The organism is Dyella silvatica, assembly GCF_026283955.1.
Classification (GTDB): Bacteria; Pseudomonadota; Gammaproteobacteria; order Xanthomonadales; family Rhodanobacteraceae; genus Dyella_C; species Dyella_C silvatica.
Genome location: NZ_JAPDPE010000105.1, coordinates 1 through 18,814 on the forward strand (window position 1 = coordinate 1; position 18,814 = coordinate 18,814).

The 18,814-nt window shown below is 61.8% G+C and carries 18 protein-coding genes; 7 read left to right on the forward strand and 11 right to left on the reverse strand.

What is annotated here, in order from left to right; genetic code table 11:
* The coding region (locus OUZ52_RS17775) for an acyltransferase family protein (protein ID WP_266159869.1) at positions 1-229 on the reverse strand (229 nt) is incomplete at its 3' end.
* Positions 230-410: 181 nt separating this feature from the next.
* Positions 411-1,292, reverse strand: a complete 882-nt coding sequence (locus OUZ52_RS17780; RefSeq protein ID WP_266159870.1) for a LysR family transcriptional regulator — start codon at positions 1,290-1,292, stop codon at positions 411-413.
* Between the two features lie 98 nt (positions 1,293-1,390).
* Here OUZ52_RS17780 and OUZ52_RS17785 point away from each other — a divergent pair, with 98 nt between their 5' ends.
* Complete coding sequence (locus OUZ52_RS17785; RefSeq protein ID WP_266159871.1) at positions 1,391-2,086, forward strand: SMP-30/gluconolactonase/LRE family protein; 696 nt, start codon at positions 1,391-1,393, stop codon at positions 2,084-2,086.
* Positions 2,070-2,363, forward strand: coding sequence for a hypothetical protein (locus OUZ52_RS17790; protein WP_266159872.1), 294 nt, complete (start codon positions 2,070-2,072; stop codon positions 2,361-2,363). Before OUZ52_RS17785 ends, OUZ52_RS17790 begins: the two co-directional genes overlap by 17 nt.
* Positions 2,364-2,465: 102 nt before the next feature.
* On the opposite strand, the gene OUZ52_RS17795 is transcribed toward OUZ52_RS17790, so the two are convergent.
* From OUZ52_RS17795 to OUZ52_RS17810, 4 genes are all read right to left on the reverse strand, one after another.
* On the reverse strand, positions 2,466-3,254 hold the full coding sequence (locus OUZ52_RS17795; RefSeq protein ID WP_266159873.1) for an AcvB/VirJ family lysyl-phosphatidylglycerol hydrolase: 789 nt from the start codon (positions 3,252-3,254) through the stop codon (positions 2,466-2,468).
* On the reverse strand, positions 3,251-5,815 hold the full coding sequence (mprF, locus tag OUZ52_RS17800; protein ID WP_266159874.1) for a bifunctional lysylphosphatidylglycerol flippase/synthetase MprF: 2,565 nt from the start codon (positions 5,813-5,815) through the stop codon (positions 3,251-3,253). The genes OUZ52_RS17795 and mprF overlap by 4 nt, the downstream gene beginning before the upstream one ends.
* A gap of 353 nt (positions 5,816-6,168) precedes the next feature.
* Positions 6,169-8,199 carry an OPT family oligopeptide transporter gene (locus OUZ52_RS17805; RefSeq protein WP_266159875.1) on the reverse strand — a complete coding sequence of 677 codons (2,031 nt, stop codon included), beginning with the start codon at positions 8,197-8,199 and terminating at the stop codon, positions 6,169-6,171.
* 296 nt (positions 8,200-8,495) lie between these two features.
* Positions 8,496-8,774 carry a hypothetical protein gene (locus OUZ52_RS17810; protein WP_266159876.1) on the reverse strand — a complete coding sequence of 93 codons (279 nt, stop codon included), beginning with the start codon at positions 8,772-8,774 and terminating at the stop codon, positions 8,496-8,498.
* Positions 8,775-8,959: 185 nt separating this feature from the next.
* On the opposite strand from OUZ52_RS17810, the gene OUZ52_RS17815 reads away from it, so the two are divergent.
* A complete protein-coding gene (locus tag OUZ52_RS17815; RefSeq protein WP_266159877.1) occupies positions 8,960-9,349 on the forward strand; it encodes a hypothetical protein in 390 nt (129 codons plus the stop codon).
* Between the two features lie 308 nt (positions 9,350-9,657).
* Positions 9,658-11,046 carry an amino acid permease gene (locus OUZ52_RS17820; protein WP_266159878.1) on the forward strand — a complete coding sequence of 463 codons (1,389 nt, stop codon included), beginning with the start codon at positions 9,658-9,660 and terminating at the stop codon, positions 11,044-11,046.
* Between the two features lie 181 nt (positions 11,047-11,227).
* Here the strand turns inward: OUZ52_RS17820 and def are convergent, their stop codons facing one another.
* On the reverse strand, positions 11,228-11,767 hold the full coding sequence (gene def, locus OUZ52_RS17825) for a peptide deformylase (RefSeq protein ID WP_266159879.1): 540 nt from the start codon (positions 11,765-11,767) through the stop codon (positions 11,228-11,230).
* Between the two features lie 164 nt (positions 11,768-11,931).
* Positions 11,932-12,744: a DUF4197 domain-containing protein gene (locus OUZ52_RS17830; protein ID WP_266159880.1), complete on the reverse strand. Its 813-nt coding sequence runs from the start codon at positions 12,742-12,744 to the stop codon at positions 11,932-11,934.
* A 283-nt stretch (positions 12,745-13,027) separates the two neighbouring features.
* Here OUZ52_RS17830 and OUZ52_RS17835 point away from each other — a divergent pair, with 283 nt between their 5' ends.
* The 3 genes from OUZ52_RS17835 (at position 13,028) to OUZ52_RS17845 (ending at position 15,933) form a co-directional block, all read left to right on the forward strand.
* A complete protein-coding gene (locus OUZ52_RS17835) occupies positions 13,028-15,079 on the forward strand; it encodes a carbon starvation CstA family protein (protein WP_266159886.1) in 2,052 nt (683 codons plus the stop codon).
* Positions 15,080-15,089: 10 nt separating this feature from the next.
* On the forward strand, positions 15,090-15,284 hold the full coding sequence (locus tag OUZ52_RS17840) for a YbdD/YjiX family protein (protein ID WP_266159881.1): 195 nt from the start codon (positions 15,090-15,092) through the stop codon (positions 15,282-15,284).
* A gap of 148 nt (positions 15,285-15,432) precedes the next feature.
* Positions 15,433-15,933, forward strand: coding sequence for a DUF2127 domain-containing protein (locus OUZ52_RS17845; RefSeq protein ID WP_266159882.1), 501 nt, complete (start codon positions 15,433-15,435; stop codon positions 15,931-15,933).
* 15 nt (positions 15,934-15,948) lie between these two features.
* Here the strand turns inward: OUZ52_RS17845 and OUZ52_RS17850 are convergent, their stop codons facing one another.
* From OUZ52_RS17850 to OUZ52_RS17860, 3 genes are all read right to left on the reverse strand, one after another.
* On the reverse strand, positions 15,949-16,374 hold the full coding sequence (locus OUZ52_RS17850) for a nuclear transport factor 2 family protein (protein WP_266159883.1): 426 nt from the start codon (positions 16,372-16,374) through the stop codon (positions 15,949-15,951).
* Positions 16,375-16,475: 101 nt separating this feature from the next.
* Entirely contained in the window at positions 16,476-17,384 is a 909-nt protein-coding gene (locus tag OUZ52_RS17855) for a DMT family transporter (RefSeq protein WP_266159884.1), read from the reverse strand.
* Positions 17,381-18,358: a glycosyltransferase family 2 protein gene (locus OUZ52_RS17860; protein ID WP_266159885.1), complete on the reverse strand. Its 978-nt coding sequence runs from the start codon at positions 18,356-18,358 to the stop codon at positions 17,381-17,383. Before OUZ52_RS17860 ends, OUZ52_RS17855 begins: the two co-directional genes overlap by 4 nt.
* Positions 18,359-18,814: the final 456 nt, after the last annotated feature.

Consider the following 18,814-nt stretch of genomic DNA (forward strand, 5'->3'; position numbering starts at 1 on the left):
CATTGCCGGCGATAAGAAATCCGGAGATGACGAAGAAAACAAAAACGGCCTCGTAGCCGTTGTAGTTCAGCGCGCCGAGCAAGCGAGTGGGAAGAAACTCCGCCAGCACGCCTTTCTTTAAGGGACTGCGCAAACCGATGTGATGCAGCACCACCAGCACAATGGAGAGGCCACGCAGCAAGTCGATGCCTGGATCGCGAGTGGCGACTCTTGAGTCTGTTATCTGCATGGCTGGCTTAGCGGCGATGGGGAAGCGGCGATCATCGGGGGATGGGTGAGGTGATGACAAGGGCTGCGAGGCGGGTGGGTTGGGAAGATTGGGGTGGGGCTTTAAAGGAAGTCTGTGGCGAGCATTTACCCCTCCCCAGCCCTCCCCTACATGTAGGGGAGGGAGTTGTTGGCGTTATCGCTTAGCCAAGGCGCTCGACGACGAAGTCGACGAAGCTGCGCAGTTTCGCCGTGGGATGGACTTCGCGACGGCGCACCAGGTGGATGAGCCGCGTGGACAGGTTCCAATCGGCCAGCAGATGCACCAGCTGACCGCTGCGGATGGCAGGCGCCAGCAGCACATCGGCTTGCACTACGACGCCGACATGATGCAACGCCGCCGTCAGCAAGGCCTGGCCGCTATTGCAGATAAAGCCACCGCGCACCGGCACTGACACTTGCTGCTCGTCGCGGGTGAAGCGCCAATGGTGATCGCGGCCCCAGGGCATGAAACCGAGACAGTTGTGCTGCTCGAGATCGCTGGGGTGGGTCGGCATGCCGTGGGTTTGTAGATACGCCGGGCTGGCCACGGCAAACATCTGTGAGGAACGCAGCGGGCGCGCAATCAGTTGTTCGTCGCGCAAGGTGCCAGAACGAATCGCCACATCGAAGCCTTCTTCATGCATATCCACCACGCGGTCATTAAGGCTTAGCTCGACCTGCACGGCCGGATGCATCGCCGTGTATGCGCCGATGACCGGCACCAGTCGATGGGCACCCCAACTGACCGGCGCGGTCACGCGCAGAATGCCTTGCGGCACGGCGCGCAGCGCTTCGGCCACTTGTTCGGCGGCTTGCACGCTGCTCAGCACATCGCGGCAACGCTCCAGATAGGCCGCGCCGATTTCGGTCAGGCTGTGCCGCCGGGTGGTCCGATCGAGCAGGCGCGCGCCCAGCCGCTGCTCCAGCCCGCGCACGTGGTTGGCCACCATGGTGGTGGACAGCCCGAACTCGTCAGCGACCGCGGCAAAGCTGCCTTTTTCAACCACCCGGATAAAGACGGCCATGCTGGTCAAGCGATCCATTACAAAGTCCTGATGCGGAGTGAAGAAAGTTTAAGCGCATTTATCAATTGATAGCGTGGAATGCACCATAGCGCCATCGCCACTTGCAGAGAAAAACCATGAAGATGATGAGCCGGAACAAGACCGCTTTGAAAACCGCAGGCTTTTGGTTTCGCAGCGCGCTATTTGCCGCGCTGGCATGCAGCCAGGCCGTCGCCCTGGCGAGCGAGGCCGGGCCGACCGCACGCCCGCTGCCGCGTGACTGGTATCCGGAAAGCATCGCGGCAGGCCCCGACGGCTCGTTGTATGTCGGCAGCTGGCGGCAAGGTGCCGTGGCGCGGCTGCGGCCGCAGCAAGAGCAGCCGGAGATACTGGTGGCGCCGGGCTCCAATGGCCTGGCCAATGGCCAGGGCGTGTTGGTGGATGCCAAGCGCGGCCTGCTGTGGGTTTGCTCGGGTACGATCGGTTACACCACGGTACCGATCACGCCCAGCGCGCTCAAAAGCTATGACCTTGCCAGCGGCGCACCGCGCGCCAGCTATCCGATGCCGGACAAGGGCTATTGCAACGACCTCGCGCAAGACAGCCACGGCAGCATCTACGTGACTGACTCCTTGAATCCGCGTGTGCTGCGGCTGGCGCCGAATGAGCAGGCGCTGCATATCTGGAAACAAGACCCGGCCTTCGCCGCCGGCAAAGAGGGCTATAACCTCAACGGCATCGCTATCGACCACGACCAGCATGTCTATGTGAGCCTGGTAACGGCCGCCGCGCAGCTGTCGCGCATTGATGTCTTGCATGGCCGAACCCGATAAACAAGGGCATGCCCGGCTGGTGATTTTCGAGAGCAACGCCTTTGGCCATGACGGCCCCTATGGCGGGCAGATCTCGATGGCCAGGTTGGACGGCAAGCGGGCCACCTCGTTGCAAACCATTGTGGGCGGGCTCAATGACCCTTCATCGGGCGTGCTCTTCGGCAACCGCGTGTATTACATCGAATCGAAGTACGGCCTGCTGTTCAAATCCAAGGACGATGCGCAAATTCCGCGCGATGTGCCGTTTTCGGTGCAGTCGGTGGGGTTGCCGGAGTGATAGGCGGGGTTGTCTAGGGTGTGACCCCCTCCCCTGCTTGTAGGGGAGGGTTGGGGAGGGGTGCAGCTTTGCCGCAGAAAACCCCATCCGAAAAAAACCGTGTTACGGCTTGGCCAGCGCCGCCGGCAAATCCGCAATCATGCCCTTGGCCAGCGCCTCGTAATTGCCATCGAAATGGTGATCGCCATCTTTTGCCATCACCTGAATCCACCCCGGCAGCGATTTCTCGGCGCAAACCGTGTCATCGCTTTCGTCTTTGCCGTAGTAGCAAACCACCGGCGGATGACCTTGCAAGGCAAGCAGCGGTGGTAAGGCGTCGTAATGTTTCACCGGGTGGAGGCGCTGAAAGAATTCCTGCGTGTTGGTTTTCCACCAGCCTTCACGCATATAGCCTTCCATTTCGATTTCGAAATTTACGTCCTTGGTCGGCGACAGCAGCACCAACTGGGTGAGATAGGCGCGATTTCCCGCGCTTAGCTTATTGATCACCGAGGGCAGCACATCGGCACCGAACGAGAAGCCGATCAGCCATACGCGCTGCTTGCCCCACTGCTTGCGGTATTGGCTGATCAGCGCATCGAGGTCGGCGGCGGATTCATCGGCGGGCCGGTTGCGCCAGAAGTAGGCCAGCGTGCTTACCCCCAGCACCGGAATGCCTTGATTGCTCAAGGCACCGCCGAGTTGCTTGTCAAGGTCGCGCCAACCACCGTCACCGGAGTAGACGATGGCCAGCACGTCTGCTTGCCCATGCGGCGGCGTTACGCCGGTCTTGGCCGGTATCACGGTAAGCGACTCTTGCATGCTGGCCTGATGCCAGGGCCGCCATATCGCCAAACCGACCACCGCGATGACAAGCAGCAGCAAGAGGATTTTCTTTATGACTCGTTTCATCGACGCACCATCCCGGATAAACCGCCCGAGATCAGGCTGGCCAGATTAGCCAGCGCCATGGGCAGGGCGATATTGGTGGGTACGGCCAGATAGCGCGGCTCCCATTCGGGATCGAACTTGTCTTTGTAGCGGTACAACCCACGGAAATTGTAGAAACGCTCGCCGCGACCGAATACCAGCGCGCCAAAGCGGCTCCATAGCGTCGCGGTGCGGCGGCTTTGCAAACCCGACAGCGGCGCCATGCCGAGATTGAACCAGCGGTAGCCCTCCTGCCTGGCCCACAGCATCAGCTGCACGAATAAATAATCCATGATGCCGGCATTGCCGTCGGGCATGTGACGCATCAAGTCAAGCGAGGCCTCTTCTTTGCTGTCGGTGAGAAACAGATTGGCGAAGGCCACCGGCTGGTCGCCCTGCCAGACCACCGCCATCGGCGTACGGCACAGATAATGCGGATCGAAGGTGCCCAGCGAGAAGCCTTTCTCGCGCACTTTCTTGTCGCGCATCCACGCATCGGAGATCGGCTTTAGCCGCGGCAAAATATCCGCCACCGCCTCTACCGGTACGATCTCCAGCCGCAGACCTTCGCGATTGAGTTTATTGACGGTGTTGCGCAAAACCTTTTTCGATTTGCCGTCGAGATTGAAGCTGTCCAGGCGCACGCGGGCTTCTTCGCCGAGCTTGAGCAAGTTCATGCCCACTTCGAGATACAGGTCGAGATCTTCCGGGCGCACCTGATAAAACAGCGGCCAGCCACCGGCGCGTTCGCATTGCTCGCGGAAGGTCCAGACCAGTTCGCGGCGTGCCTCTTCGGATTCTCCCACCGGATCGCCCATCGCCACCCAGCTGCGCCCTTCGATGTCGTACATGATGAAGGCGCGCTCTTCGGGGTCGAACAGCAAGGTCTTGTCACCGGTCAGGGCGAGATGCGCCTGCGCCGACGAATAATGCTTGATCAGTGGCATCGCCTTGCCGAGCTCGACCTCGGTCGGCAAATGGATTCTTGCCTTGGCCGGGCGTATCAGATGCGCCAGGGCAAATAGCAAGCCCGCGGCCGTCGCGCCGACCAGCGCGCGCAACGCGCGCGGTGCACCGCCATGGTAGAAGCTGAATTCCCACCACAGGCTGCGGCTGTATTCGACATGCTTGTAGCTAAACATCACCAGCCAGCCGGCGCAGCCCAGCACCGCGAGAATGGCGACGATCCAGCGTATCGAGAAACTGGTGTCGAACAGCGACGCACGCCGATAAAACAACTGATGCGCGGGCGCCAGGCCCAGGGCGAGAATCGACAGCAGGGTCGCTTCTTCGTAGTCGATGCCTTTAAGCAACGACAGCACCGCGCCGACCACCAGCAACACCAGGGTCAACACATAGGCGGCATCCAGCCGACGCAACAGGCCGCGCGACAAGATCAGCAGCAACATGCCGACCACGCTGCTCAGAAAATGCGAGACCTCGACCACCGACAACGGCAGCACGCCGCGCAAGATATCCATGCGGCTGTGCAAGGCCGAGGTTGCACCGGAGAACAACAGCACCGCGCCGGATACCAGGGTCAGTACGGCGAAGAAAGGCGGCAGCAAGCTGGTGAACCAGGGCGCCAGCAACGCCTTGCTGCGCAGCCCGCGCACTTCGCGCACCACCACGACCAGGGTGGCGCCAAGCAGCGGCAGGAAGTAGTAGATCAACCGATAAGCCGCCAGCGCACCGAGGATCGGCGCCTCCAGGCCTTCATTGCCGGTGGCGCCGAAGCCGGCCAGCATCACCGCTTCGAAAACACCGAGGCCACCCGGCACATGGCTGATCAGGCCGGCAATTTGTGCCAGCGCGAAAATCGCCAGGAAGTGACCGAAGCCGGTATCGACCTCGTTCGGCATCAGCAGGTACAACACGGCGGCCGCCAAGGCCCAATCCACCGCGCCGGTGGCGATCTGCCGCGCCGCGCTGGCCGTGCTCGGCAGGCTTAGCCGCCAGCGCCATAAACGCAGTGGGCGCGGCATCAGGCGACTGCCAAACAGCCACAACAGCGGAATCAGGGTCAGCAGTGCACCCACCGGCAAGCGCAGCTGCGCCAGCGGCAGCGACATCGGTACCGGCACCAGCAGCAAGGTGACGCCGGTCAACGCACACAGGCCCAGCCAGAAGCTGACCGTGCAATGCAAAACGACCTTGGCCACCTCGGCGGTGGACAGCCCCGCCTGGATATAAAAGCGGTAGCGGATCGAGCCGGAGATCAGCAAGGCCATGCCCAGCGCATTGCTGAAGGCATAGCTGATAAAGGAGATCAGGCTGACCTGGGCACGCGGCAAGCGGCGACCGATGGCGGCCAGGCCGAACCAGTCGTATAGCGTCATGACGCCGTAGCTCAGCGCGGTGAGCAGTACCGCCAGGGCGATGCGCCAGTCTTCCAGGCCGTGCACATAGCGGGCTACCTGGCGATAACTCACTTCGCTGCCCAGGTTGCGCAGCGCCCATAGCGCCAGGCACAACATGGCAAGCGACAACATCGGCCCGGTCAGGCGGCGTAACCACACCGCGCCCCGGCTTGGAGCGATCAAGGTATCTACCGGCCCGGTACCTACCAGATCAGGATTCGGGGCCCCTGTCCCTGTCTGTTCCACCACGCTTCCACAGCCTCCACGGTATAAATCGGTGCGCAGCAAGCTGCTCAATACTGGCCAGCGCCACCCTTGCGGCCGCCGCTGCACGGCCGTCGGTAAGCATAGCCGGTCACGACGGCATTAAGCCCCTTCCCGAGCAAGCCCGGGACGGGGTTTATTGCCGCAAGCATGATGTCCCCTTGACGCAGAAAGGCTGCCAGTGGGCGGCTAACCGTTGCCGGACAACCGTTACCCCAGGCCGTCAACCCGGTATTTCACCCTCGCCCGCGAGCAAGCGAGGGCCATGGATATCAACGCGTTGGAACCGTCGTGCCCGCCCGGCCCAAACGAGAAATCCAAGCATAGAGAACGATCATGACAGCCGCGAACGCGATACCGCCGATCCAGATCGCCGCGCTGGCGAAGTTCTCGCCGACCAGCCCCAGCGGTGCGGCCTTGCCGGAGAACACCACCAGTGCCGCCAACAGCACGCCGATAATGCTTTCGCCGACGATCATGCCCGAGGCCAGCAACACACCCAGCTGCTTGACCGCCTCGGGCTTGGCGGTGCGCTCCGCGCGCTTGTCGAAGTACCAGCCGACAAAGGCGCCGACCACGATCATCAAGGTGGTCGAGGTGGGCAGGTAAATACCCAGGCCCACCGCCAGCGGGGGCAACCGCACCGACTTGCTGCTGCGCGACAGCACTTCGTCCAACGCGATGATGACCGCGCCGATCAAGGCACCGATGCCGATCAGATTCCAGTCGAGATTGCCCTGGATGACACCTTGCGCCAGCGCCGAGATCAACGCCGCCTGCGGTGCCGGCAAGGCACGCGACGGGTCCACACCGGCCACTCCGGCAAACCCATACGCGTGATTGAGCAGGTCGAGGATCGGCGGAATGATCGCCGCGCCCACCACCACGCCGATGATCAGGGCCACCTGCTGCCGCCACGGCGTGGCGTCGACCAGCTGACCGGTTTTCAGATCCTGCAGATTGTTATTAGCGATGGTCGCCACGGCGAACACGACCGCGGTAGCAAACAGTGCAAACGCCACCAGTGCCTTGCCTGCCTCGGCCGGCAGCAGCGGTTTCACCCCGAGCACCAGCAGCAAGGCCGCACCGATCACCACCAGGATGCCCACGCCAGAAAGCGGGCTGTTGGACGAACCGATCAGGCCCGCCATATAGCCGCACACCGCAGAGACAAAAAAGCTCATCAACACGATGTAGACCAGGCCACCGGCCACCAGCAGCACCACGTGCTCGCCCAGGTGGGCGGAGATACTGAAGTCACCCAGCAACCAGGCAATCGGCACCAGGCAGGCCAGGGTAATGATGCCGACCACGCCGATCGGGATATCGCGCTCGGTACGCGGCAGCGTATGCGCTGCGCCGGCGGAGCGGACCCGCGACGCGGCCATCGCCGAGGTCAGTCCACTGATCACCGGCTTGACCAGTTTGGCCAAGGTCCAGATCGCCGCGATGCCGATGGTACCGGCGCCGAGAAAACGTACCTTGTGGCTCCAGGTAGCCTGCGCCACATCGGCGGCCACCCCGGCCAATGGATTGAGCCAGGAGTAGTACGGCACCGCACCGCCCCAGGCGATGATGAAACCGACCAGCAACGCCACCCCGACCCACAGGCCGACCAAGTGTCCGACCGCGAACAGGGCGAAGGAAAGATTGAAGTCGTAACCGCTGACACTGCCCTTGCTGCCGATACGGAAATACTGCGCCACGTCGCTGGCAAACACCTGGGTGGCAACGACCACCGCAAACAACGCCGAAGTGATCGAACCCCAGATCACTGCCAGCAGACCGGCGCGGCTGCTTTCCACGCCAGCGGCCAGGTCTTCGGCGCTGCTGTTGACGTCGGCTTCGCCGCCACCGACCTTGAGCACCTCGGCGCAGGCCACGCCTTCGGGGTAGGGCAGATCGGAGTTGGTCACCAGCGCGCGGCGCAGCGGGATCGAATACATCACGCCGAGAACGCCGCCCAGCGCGCAGATGCCGAACGAGACCCAGTAAGGAAACCCGTTCCACCAGCCGATCATGATCAAACCGGGCAACACGAAGATGATCGCCGACAAGGTGCCTGCCGCCGAAGCGACGGTCTGCACGATATTGTTTTCTTGAACCGTGACGCCTTTGAATTGCCGCAGGATCGCCATCGAGATCACCGCCGCCGGAATCGAGGTGGCGAAGGTGAGGCCCGCCTTGAGGCCGAAGAACACATTGGCCGCAGTGAACACCAGCGTGATGACGGTGCCGAGGATCAGACCGCGGACGGTTAGTTCTTTGCGCGACTCGGCGCTGCTCGAAAGAGGTGCGCTCACAAACGCGAATCCTGCATGATTGACTCCTGGCGGCTGGACAAGGCGCCTAGGATAGCCTGCGAATTGTCCATTCGAGTCTGGCAGTGCAACACAAACGCCCAGACTGGCGGCATGCACCTGGCCTGGGCCTGTTGCCGCAGAAAGAACCTGCGCCGGCGCAGCACGTAGCGCCTGTTCACCATCTCGAGTGGCTCGAAGGGTTGAGTTGCGGTGGCCACCATGCACCAGCGCCACGCACTATCCCCTGGCAACCACCGCAGCTCAACGCGAGATACTCAGAGATGGTGAACAGGCTCTTACAACCCCGGGTATTCGTCCTTGGCGCAGCTTTCGGCCAGCCATGCGGCAGCCGATTGAGCCAAGGCATTAGTACGAATAGCGCGCAGGCGTGATTCGCCGAAGCGGGCCAGGCCGTCATCGCTTTCCACTCGGGCGGCATTGCCCTGCAAATCATTGAGCAATTGATCGAGCTGCGTCACTGGATAATCGATGTCTTCCAAAGCAGGAGCATCGTCGATATCCTCATCGGCCAGCGAGCGTAACGATGGCTGCGGCGCTGTCTTGTCATGTTCCATGTGCCTCTCCCTGTGTCACCACGTGAGTCGTCGCTAACGAACGCACTGCGCCGAAATACAATCACAAATTGCGCGCATATACAATCCGCAATTGCCAATCCTGTGGCGTGGATAAACAACAATGACAGCTCATGTTTCAGCAGCGTTGGCATGGAATGTCAGCGCGTCCAGGAATGGAGCCGCTCTTGTCACGATCTCATCACGAGTTTTCACAACGCCTGCATATTTCGCTTGATCTGGCGGGTATAGAAAAAGGGCGCGGACGCACCGGCCATCTCGCCGCCCGCTTCGATGTCTCCGGGGAAACCGCGCGCAAATGGCTTAATGGCCTGGCCATACCCGCCCTGGTGCGCAGGCTCGATATCGCCCACCGTCTCGGCGTGAGCTTTGAATGGCTGGCCACCGGTCGCGGCGCGCCGACGCAATACAGCAAGGTGCAAGAGACCGTGATAACGCCTTATAACGTCGAGCATCGCGAACACTCGCGCCTGGTCGGCCTGCTTGGTCATCTACCGCGAGAGCAACGCAAAGCGATGCTGTGTTTGCTCGAATACATGGTCGAGAAACGACCCTGACGGCGATGGCGCCCGCCGTGCTTGCCGCTGGCAAAACGGCCTACATCGAATGACTCCGCGTATCCTGCGCCGCCGTAGGCGGTCGATCCGGTAGCATGTGCGTGCTCCCGTGGGGGGAGCTGAAGAAACCACCTTCAGATGCGCCGGAACGGATGCCGGTCCGGTATCGCTTTCATCAGATCAAGCTTCGATGGCTCGAAGTGATGGCATCGCGCCATCCGGCGAGACGGCTGGCTTGTGTGAAACCGTTCGCGGACACCTCCATAGCCATCAGCAAGTCTCGACAAACACGACAACGGATACGCCACATGCAAGCGAGTGAGCAAGCACTGAAACGCGGCCTCGGCGAACGACACATTCGCTTGATGGCCTTGGGTTCGGCGATTGGCGTGGGCCTGTTTCTCGGCTCCGCCAACGCGATCAAGCTGGCCGGCCCGGCCATCCTGCTGTCCTACATCCTGGGCGGCGGAGCGATCTTCATCATCATGCGTGCCCTCGGCGAAATGGCCGTGCACAACCCGGTGGCCGGCTCATTCAGCCGCTACGCGCAAGATTACCTCGGCCCGCTGGCCGGCTACCTCACCGGCTGGACCTACTGGTTCATGTGGCTGGTGACCTGCATTGCCGAAATCACTGCGGTCGGCATTTACATGAGCGTGTGGTTTCCGGATGTGCCGCAGTGGATATGGGCACTCGCCGCGATGCTGTCGATGGGCGCGGTCAACCTGGCCACGGTGCGCGCCTATGGCGAATTCGAATTCTGGTTCGCGATGATCAAGGTAGTCACCATCGTGCTGATGATTGTCGGTGGCGCCTGCATGATCGTGTTCGGCCTGGGCAATCACGGTGTCGCTACGGGCATCAGCAATCTATGGACGCACGGTGGATTTTTTCCCAACGGCGCGCAAGGCATGTTGATGGCCTTGCAAATGGTGATGTTCGCCTACCTCGGCGTGGAGATGGTCGGCCTGACCGCCGGTGAGGCGGCCAATCCGAACAAGTCGATTCCGCAGGCGATCAACTCGGTGTTCTGGCGCATTCTGATTTTCTACGTCGGTGCGCTGCTGGTGATCTTGTCGATTTATCCGTGGAACGAACTGGGCACCCATGGCAGCCCCTTCGTGATGACCTTCGAGCGGCTCGGTATCAAGTCAGCCGCCGGCATCATCAACTTCGTCGTGCTGACGGCGGCACTGTCCTCCTGCAACGGCGGCCTCTATAGCACTGGCCGCATGCTGTACAACCTGGCCCAGCAAGGCCAGGCGCCGCGCCCCTTCGCAAGCACGTCGACAAGCGGTGTGCCGAGCCGGGCGATCATGGTATCGATCGTCGCGTTGCTGGCCGGGGTCTTGCTCAATTACCTGGTACCCGAAAAAGTTTTCGTCTGGGTCACCGCGATCTCGACCTTCGCGGCCATCTGGACCTGGGGCATCATCCTGGTTTCGCAGATGGCCTTCCGCCGTCGACTCAGCGCCATCGAATGTGACCGACTGGCCTTTCGCATGCCGTTCTATCCGTACGGCTCGTGGATTGCCCTGGCCTTCCTGCTCTTGGTGATCGGCCTGATGGCTTACTTCCCCGATACACGGGTGGCGTTGATCGTCGGCCCGCTATGGCTGGTGCTGTTGACCGTGCTGTACTACGCGCTCGGTTTGGCCAAGCGCCCCATCGTCGGGCAGGCAGCGGAGTCTCGCTGAGAAATCCGCGGCAGCATAAACCGGCAGGCCGGGCGCTGACCTGGCCTGCTGACGCCGCAAGCAGAGCGAGAATCCTGCAACGATGGTGCGGTAGTGCCCGGTATGCCGATGGCCCTCCAGCGCGATCCTGTTCTTGAAGAACGAACGCGCGGCGGAGAGACCAAGCGCCGGCTCGCAGCCATCACTCGTCGAGGGTCGGGTCCATGCCGGGAAACAGCACCTCGGTATAACCGAACTTGCTGAAGTCGGTGATGCGCGACGGATACAGACGGCCGATCAAATGATCGCATTCGTGCTGCACCACCCGCGCATGAAAACCTTCGGCGGTGCGCTCGATACGCGCGCCCTTGGGATCGATGCCTTCGTAGCGGATCAACGTGTAGCGATTCACCGCACCACGCAAACCCGGCACCGACAAGCAGCCTTCCCAGCCTTCTTCCATGTCTTGCGACAAAGGCGTAATCACCGGATTGAGCAAAATGGTTTGCGGCACCGGCGGTGCATCGGGATAACGTTCGGAACTATCGAAACCGAAGATCACCAATTGCAGATCCACGCCGATCTGCGGGGCGGCCAGGCCGACGCCACCGGCTTCGTGCATGGTGTCGAACATGTCGGCGATCAGCGCATCGAGCTCGGCGCTGCCCAGCATGCCCGGGGGCACCAGCGGCGCGATGCGTAACAAGCGCGGGTCGCCCATTCTTAAAATCTCGCGAATCATTGCCGTCTCATCATCGGGAACCATGGGATGGTTTGTGGTCGCCTTGCCTCGAACACAAGCCTCTGTACTACGTTCAATAGCGCAAACTGGATACGCCAGCCGGCTCGGTGCTCATGCTACCGAGCCGGGGGCAGCCAAATGGTGCGTTCGCCCAACGGCGCTGGTTAACCGCCAAAAACTTTTTTCAGCAAGTCGGTGCTGCGTGCGGCTGGGTTATCGCGTATCGATTTTTCCTGAGAACCAATCGTGGTGAACAAACCATCGATGGTTTTCGACGTCACGTAGTCGTCCAGATCCAGCGAGTTGCCGCCCTTGCCACTCTTGCCACCGGTGAGGGAGCCCAGCGAACCCAGCGCGCCGCCGAGGCCGCCGCCACCGCCACTACCCGCACTGGAAGTGAGTGCCTTGTACTTTTGCGTCACGCCAACGCTGTCGGTGGCCTGGGCCACGATGGGATGAATGCGCTGGGTCAACGCATCGCCCGCCACACGACGGAAATAATCGGTAGCCGCATGATCGCCGCCGGTCAGAATGCCGCGCGCGTCATCCAGGGTCATCTTACGAATCGCATCGCCGAATAAATCCGCCACTTGCGGCACGGCCTTCTCGGCGGCCCGGTTGAGGCTCATCTCGAAATCGTCGACCCGCTGCCCCTGGCCGAGTTTGCGCGCCAGATCGCCGGCCTGCTTGAGCTTGCCCGGCAACGGAATACGCACGGCGGCGTTACTCCAAAAGCCGTCGTTGCGGCCAAGACTGCTGATGGCATTGGTGGTGCTTTTCGCCAAAGCCTCTTTGAGGCCGGCGGCAATATCGCTATTGGGCAGGTTGGCACCGAGATTGGAGGAGCTTTGCGACGACTTCGCGGTATCGGTCGCCTGCTTGAGCAGGTCTTTGAGCTGATAGGCAGCTGCAGCCACGGGAACAGTGGCAATGGCGATGGCGAGCACAAGCAAGCGGTAACGGGGGGATTTACGCATGACGTAAGTACTCCGACGGGCCGAATGAAGCCTCAGTGTACGCCCAGCGGACGTGATCAGTGCGCAGACGGCCGCGCTGCGCCAAGGCCTCCCTCCCTATCCTGGTGAATGGCAAGCCGGTGCCACCTGACCTGGTATTCGACCAATGGCTAATGCCGCCGGGTTCAACCCGGCATTGACCCCTGCGCCTGTGAAGACGACTCTTGCCGGGTCTGTTCTGGGAGTCATCCGTATGCAAACCGCTACCACCCCATCTGGGCAAGCCCTCGCGGCCGCCGCCCCGATGAGCCCAGCCAGCAAATTGCTGTGGGCCGCTATCGCCATCATCGGCGCGTGTTGTCTTGGCGTGATAGCGCTGCGTCGCGACGAACCGGTCAATGCGATCTGGCTGGTGGCTGCCGCGGTATCGGTGTTTGTCATCAGTTATCGCTTCTACAGCAAGTTCATTGCCTACAAAGTGCTGCAAATGGATCCGAGCCGGGCCACGCCGGCGGTGCTGCGCAACGACGGCCTGGACTACGTGCCGACCGATCGCTGGGTGGTGTTCGGCCATCATTTCGCAGCGATTGCCGGCGCCGGCCCCCTGGTTGGCCCGGTGCTGGCGGCGCAGATGGGTTACCTGCCCGGCACCTTGTGGATTCTGTTCGGCGTGGTGTTTGCGGGTGCCGTGCAAGATTTCATGGTGCTCGGCCTGTCGCTGCGCCGCGATGGCCGCTCGCTCGGCAATATGCTGCGTGACGAGCTAGGCCCCTTGGCCGGCATCGTTGCCATGTTCGGCGTGCTGGTGCTGATGATGATTGTGCTGGCAGTGCTGGCGCTGGTGGTGGTGAAAACCCTGGCGCATAGCCCTTGGGGCACCTTCACCGTGGCCTGCACGATTCCGATAGCGCTGCTGATGGGCATTTATCTGCGCTGGTTGCGCCCCGGGCGAATTCTGGAAGTGTCGATCATCGGCCTGGTGTTGTTGCTTACCTCGATCTGGTCGGGAGCCTACGTCGCCGCCTCGCCTGATTGGGCGGTGCTGTTCGACTACGACGCCAAAAGCATGGCCTGGCTGCTGATCGGCTATGGTTTTCTCGCCTCGGTACTGCCGGTTTGGCTGCTGCTGGCGCCACGCGATTACCTCAGCACCTTCCTCAAGATCGGCACCGTGCTGGTACTGGCCTTGGCGATCTTCATCGTCGCGCCGAATTTGCAGATGCCAGCAGCGACCCGTTTCATCGACGGCACCGGCCCGGTCTTCCAGGGCCATTTATTTCCGTTCCTGTTCATCACCATCGCCTGCGGCGCGGTCTCCGGCTGGCATTCGATCATTGCCTCGGGCACCACGCCGAAATTGCTCAGCAATGAAGGCGAGGCGCGCATGGTCGGCTACGGCGGCATGTTGATGGAGGCCTTTGTCGCGATCATGGCGCTGATCGCCGCGGCGTCGCTGCATCCAGGCGTGTACTTCGCGATGAACTCGCCCGGCGCCTTGATCGGCACCACCGTGCAGGACGCCGCCACCACGATCAGCCAATGGGGTTTCGTGGTCACCCCGACCGAGCTGCTGGATACCGCCAGAAATATCGGCGAGACCAGCATTCTCAGCCGCACCGGCGGCGCGCCGACGCTGGCCGTCGGCATGGCGCAGTTACTGCACAGTATTCTGCCGGGCCAGGGCGTGATGGCGTTCTGGTATCACTACGCGATTCTGTTCGAGGCCTTGTTCATCCTTACGACGGTCGATGCCGGCACCCGCGTCGGCCGCTTTATGATTCAGGAAATCGCCGGGCTGATCCACGCGCCGCTGAAACACACCGAATCGTGGACCAGCAACTTGCTGGCCACCGCGATCTGCGTCGGCTTGTGGGGCTATTTTCTATATCAAGGCGCGGTCGATCCGCTGGGCGGCATCAACACGCTGTGGCCCTTGTTCGGCATCGCCAACCAGATGCTGGCCGCGATTGCCCTGATGCTGGCCAGCGTGGTGATGGTGAAACTCAAGCGCGAGCGTTATCTATGGGTGCCGGGCATACCCGCCATGTGGCTGGTGGCGTGCACGCTGACGGCGGGCTGGCAAAAGCTCAGCGGCCCGATCAGCTTCACCGCCGCCGCACAAAAATATGCGCAGGCCCTGCAAGACGGCAAACTGCTGGCCCCGGCCAAGAGCATTACGGAGATGAAGCAAATCGTCACCAACAACACGGTCGACATGCTGCTGACCGGCTTGTTCATGCTACTGGTATTGAGCATGGCCGGCTTCGCCTTGCGCGCCGGCATCCGCGCCTGGCGCACGCATCATCCCACGGCGCACGAAGAAGCTTATGTGGCGCTATCCAGCGTGACCTCGTGAGGAGCCGCCGATGAAACAGGCCTTGCTGGCGATATGGAAGCGCGCGGTGCAAACCGCCCGGCTGTGCTGCGGCGTACCCGATTACGACGTGTATGTGAGGCACTTGCGCCAACACCACCCTGAACGCAGCGTGCCGAGCTATGCGGAATTCTTCCGCGAACGGCAAACAGCACGATACAAGGGCACCGGCGGACGCTGCTGCTGATCGTAAATCGTGCTCGCCGACCTCAAGGCCATGCCTGTGCCATAGGCATGGCCTTGTTGTATTCACTATTGGCCCCACAACAACGACAATCGGCCACTTGGTCTAAGCTCCAGCCCCTCTGCCCCTGCACGCACCCAGTACTGAGACCGTGACACACACACCCTTCGCCGAATCGCAGCACAATGTTGGCTTACGTGTCATCGCCATCTACAAAGCGGTCAAAACGGTTTGCCTGATCCTGGTGGCCATCGCGGCATTTCGCCTGAATGAACAACAGAACTTCGAGCATCTGGTGCATTGGCTGGAGCATTTGTCGTTAACCGACAGCAGCAGCCTGCGCTGGAAACTGGTCAACGCGCTGCAACAGTTCGGCCCGAGCAAGTTTGTCGCGATCGGCATTGTCGCCCTGGTCTACGCCGCCATCTTCGCCACCGAAGGCATTGGCCTGTGGTTGCGCAAGCACTGGGCCGAATGGTTCACGGTGATCGCCACCGGCTCGCTGATACCGCTGGAGCTCTACGAAGTACTGGAGCGTTTCAACTGGATCAAGCTGGCCGTCTTGGTCGCCAATATCGCCATCGTGATTTACCTGGTGCGCATCGCCATGCAGCCGCGCCCGCCCAAACCCGGCCCCGAAGCGGCCCACTGAGGCAGCACCGCCGATTTACTTCGACGGCGGGAACCACACATTGAGAATCTTGCCGTCGCGTACCTCATAGACGGCAACCGCATCGGGTCTGCCTGGGTCTTCGGGCACGCCGATCACATGCTCGCGATCGATCACGATCGGCCCGTTGACGATGCGCTTGACGATAGTAATCCCAAACGTTTTGGGCTTTTTGGCGAGATAGGCAAACGTCGCTTTCAAGGCCGGGATGCCCTTGATCACTGGACGCTTACCGCTGAGATCGGTAAGCGTCACCTCGTCCGCGTAGCATGCGGCGAACGCGTCGATATCGTGTTTGTTGTAGGCCTCCAACTGAGCCTGTACCACTTGCTCGGGGTCGCTTGAGCCGCCGCACGCCCAGGCTGACAAAGGCAACAACGCACACGCCGCGAATACAGCGATAACCCGATTGAACGTCAGCATGTTGCTCACTTGTGGCCGTCTTGCGAGGCCGCCATTGCAGCAGGCGCTTTATCGCCGAACCAGTGCTGAAGGTCGGGGACATGCTCGGCGCAAGCACCCCCTCACACCTCGTGATGCAATGCCTCGGCCGAGGGGTCCAATGCCGCGCTCACGGGGCGACGTGGCGCCAGCTCCACCACGTACATCGCCGCCAAGACCAGCGCACCGCCGACCAGCATGCGCCAGGTCAGCACATCGCTACCCAGGCTTACCGCAAACCCGGCGGCAAACACCGGCTCCAGCGTCATCACAATGGCCGCACGGGTAGCGGTGAGATGCGCCTGCGCCCAGGTCTGCATCAGCATCGCGCCCGCACCGGCAGCCAGCGCCATATAGATCACCGCGATCCAGGCGCCACGATCCGGCGGCAAAGTGGGCCCGTGCGGCAAGGTCGCCAGCAGGCAAACCGCCGCGACCGCCATCATTTGCACCGTGGTCAAGGCAAACGCACTGCCCGGCCGCGACCATTGCCCCAAGCCGACGATATGCAAGCCGTAGAGCAGCGCCGAGGCCAGCGTGATCCATACCCCGTAGCCGACGCTCAAGCCATGCAACGCCAACAGCGCCAGCCCGCCGACGGCCAGCAAGACAGCGATCCAGGTGATCGCTGGCAACCGTTGCTTCAACAGCAGCGTGCCCAGCAGCGGCGTGAATACCACATACATGCCGGTGACAAAACCGCTGATGCTGGCCGAGGTATGTTCCAGCCCAGCGGTCTGCAGCAGCTGCCCGATGCCATACACCAAGCCCAGCGCCAGAGCTTGCCACCATTGACGCCGATCCAGCCGCAGCAGCGGCTTCAGAAACAGGATCAGCATCACCAACGCCGCCATGATGAAACGCACGGCGAGAAAATCCGCCACCGGCATGCGCTGGACCAAGTCCTTGATCAGGAAAAACGTCGAGCCCCAGATCGCGGTAACCGACATCAGCCCCGCCGTGGCTAAAGCGGAGGTGCGCGAACCGCTCATGAGTTGCCGGCAGCTACGCGTTTGCGCAATGCCAGACGCGTCCATTGACCAGGAATCTGCAACAGAAAATGCAGCCAGATGCCCGACCAGACCATCCCTGCCAACAACGGATTGCGCGCCGCCGGGTCGAATTTTTTAAACCAGCGCCACATGCCGCGATGCTTATGCCGACTGACGAATACCGGCCGGTGCCGGCTGGAACTGCCCTTGCCATGCAGCACCCGCACATCGCCGGCAAGCAGCACTTGATAACCGGCATCGCGCACGCGACGGCATAAATCCAGATCTTCGCAATGCAGAAAATACGCTTCGTCAAACCCGCCAAGCTGCTCGAACACGCGCCGTGGCAACAGCATCAACGCGCCCGATACCGCTTCGGCTTGCACCAGCTGCTGCGGCATCGGGCCGACGATATTCACACCTTCGCCGCTACGCCCAAGCAAGGTGTTCAACGAACGACGCAGTAGCGGATCGCGCCGATACGAAGCCGGATCCGCCACACCGTGTTCGTCGCAGACCACGGCACCGACCACGCCGGCTTTCGGGTGCGCCGCCAAGGCTTCAAGCAAGCGGCGCAGGCTGCCGCTATCGATCAGGCAATCGGGGTTCAACACCAGCAACGCATCGCCACGCGCCAGGGCGGCACCGCGATTCATCGCTGGCCCGAAACCCAGATTGGCGCGGTTGTAGACCACTTGCAGCCGCTCGTGGGATTCATAGGCGCGCTCGACCGCTTGCGGGATGCCATCGCGGGAGCCGTTATCGACCAGGATCAATTCAAGCGGCACATCACAGCTGAGTACTCGCCGTGCGCAATCGCGCAGCGAGGGGCCGCTATCGGCCGCAACCACAATCACGCTGACGGCTATCGATTTCGAAGAGGGATTAAAAGTGCGGTTCACCGCGCAAGTATAGGTAGCCGCGCCTTGCTGCGGGTGACATTTTTCGCGGCTGCCAGGTGGCGGATCAGCCATGGCTCAGCTGCCGCCAGGCCAGGATGTTGTCGGCTCAGCCTCGCTTGCTTGTAGTGTGATATCGCGAATTGGTCGCCTGCAGCGGGTTTCGAACCCCTGCCGGGGTCCGAGTCACTTTTTTTTGCGTGGCCAAAGAAAAGTAACCCAAAGAAAGAGCACCCCCATACCGCGCTCTGCGGGCATCCTGCCCTGCGAGTGCGTGAGGCTGGGGCGGGCTTTTCGACAGGGCTTCCTGCCCTGGCGAAAAGGCATCGACATCCGTGTCGATGCCCCTGCGGGCCTGTCGCCCCAGCCTCACCGCGGTATAGGGGGCCCAAGAGCAGCGCGCATCCTGCGCGCACTCGGGTGCGACTGCATGCAGTCGCCGAATGATGAAAGGTTCGGTGTCGTCACGACCCGCGGCACTACTCCCTCCCCTGCTAGCAGGGGAGGGTTGGGGAGGGGTTCAATCTAGCC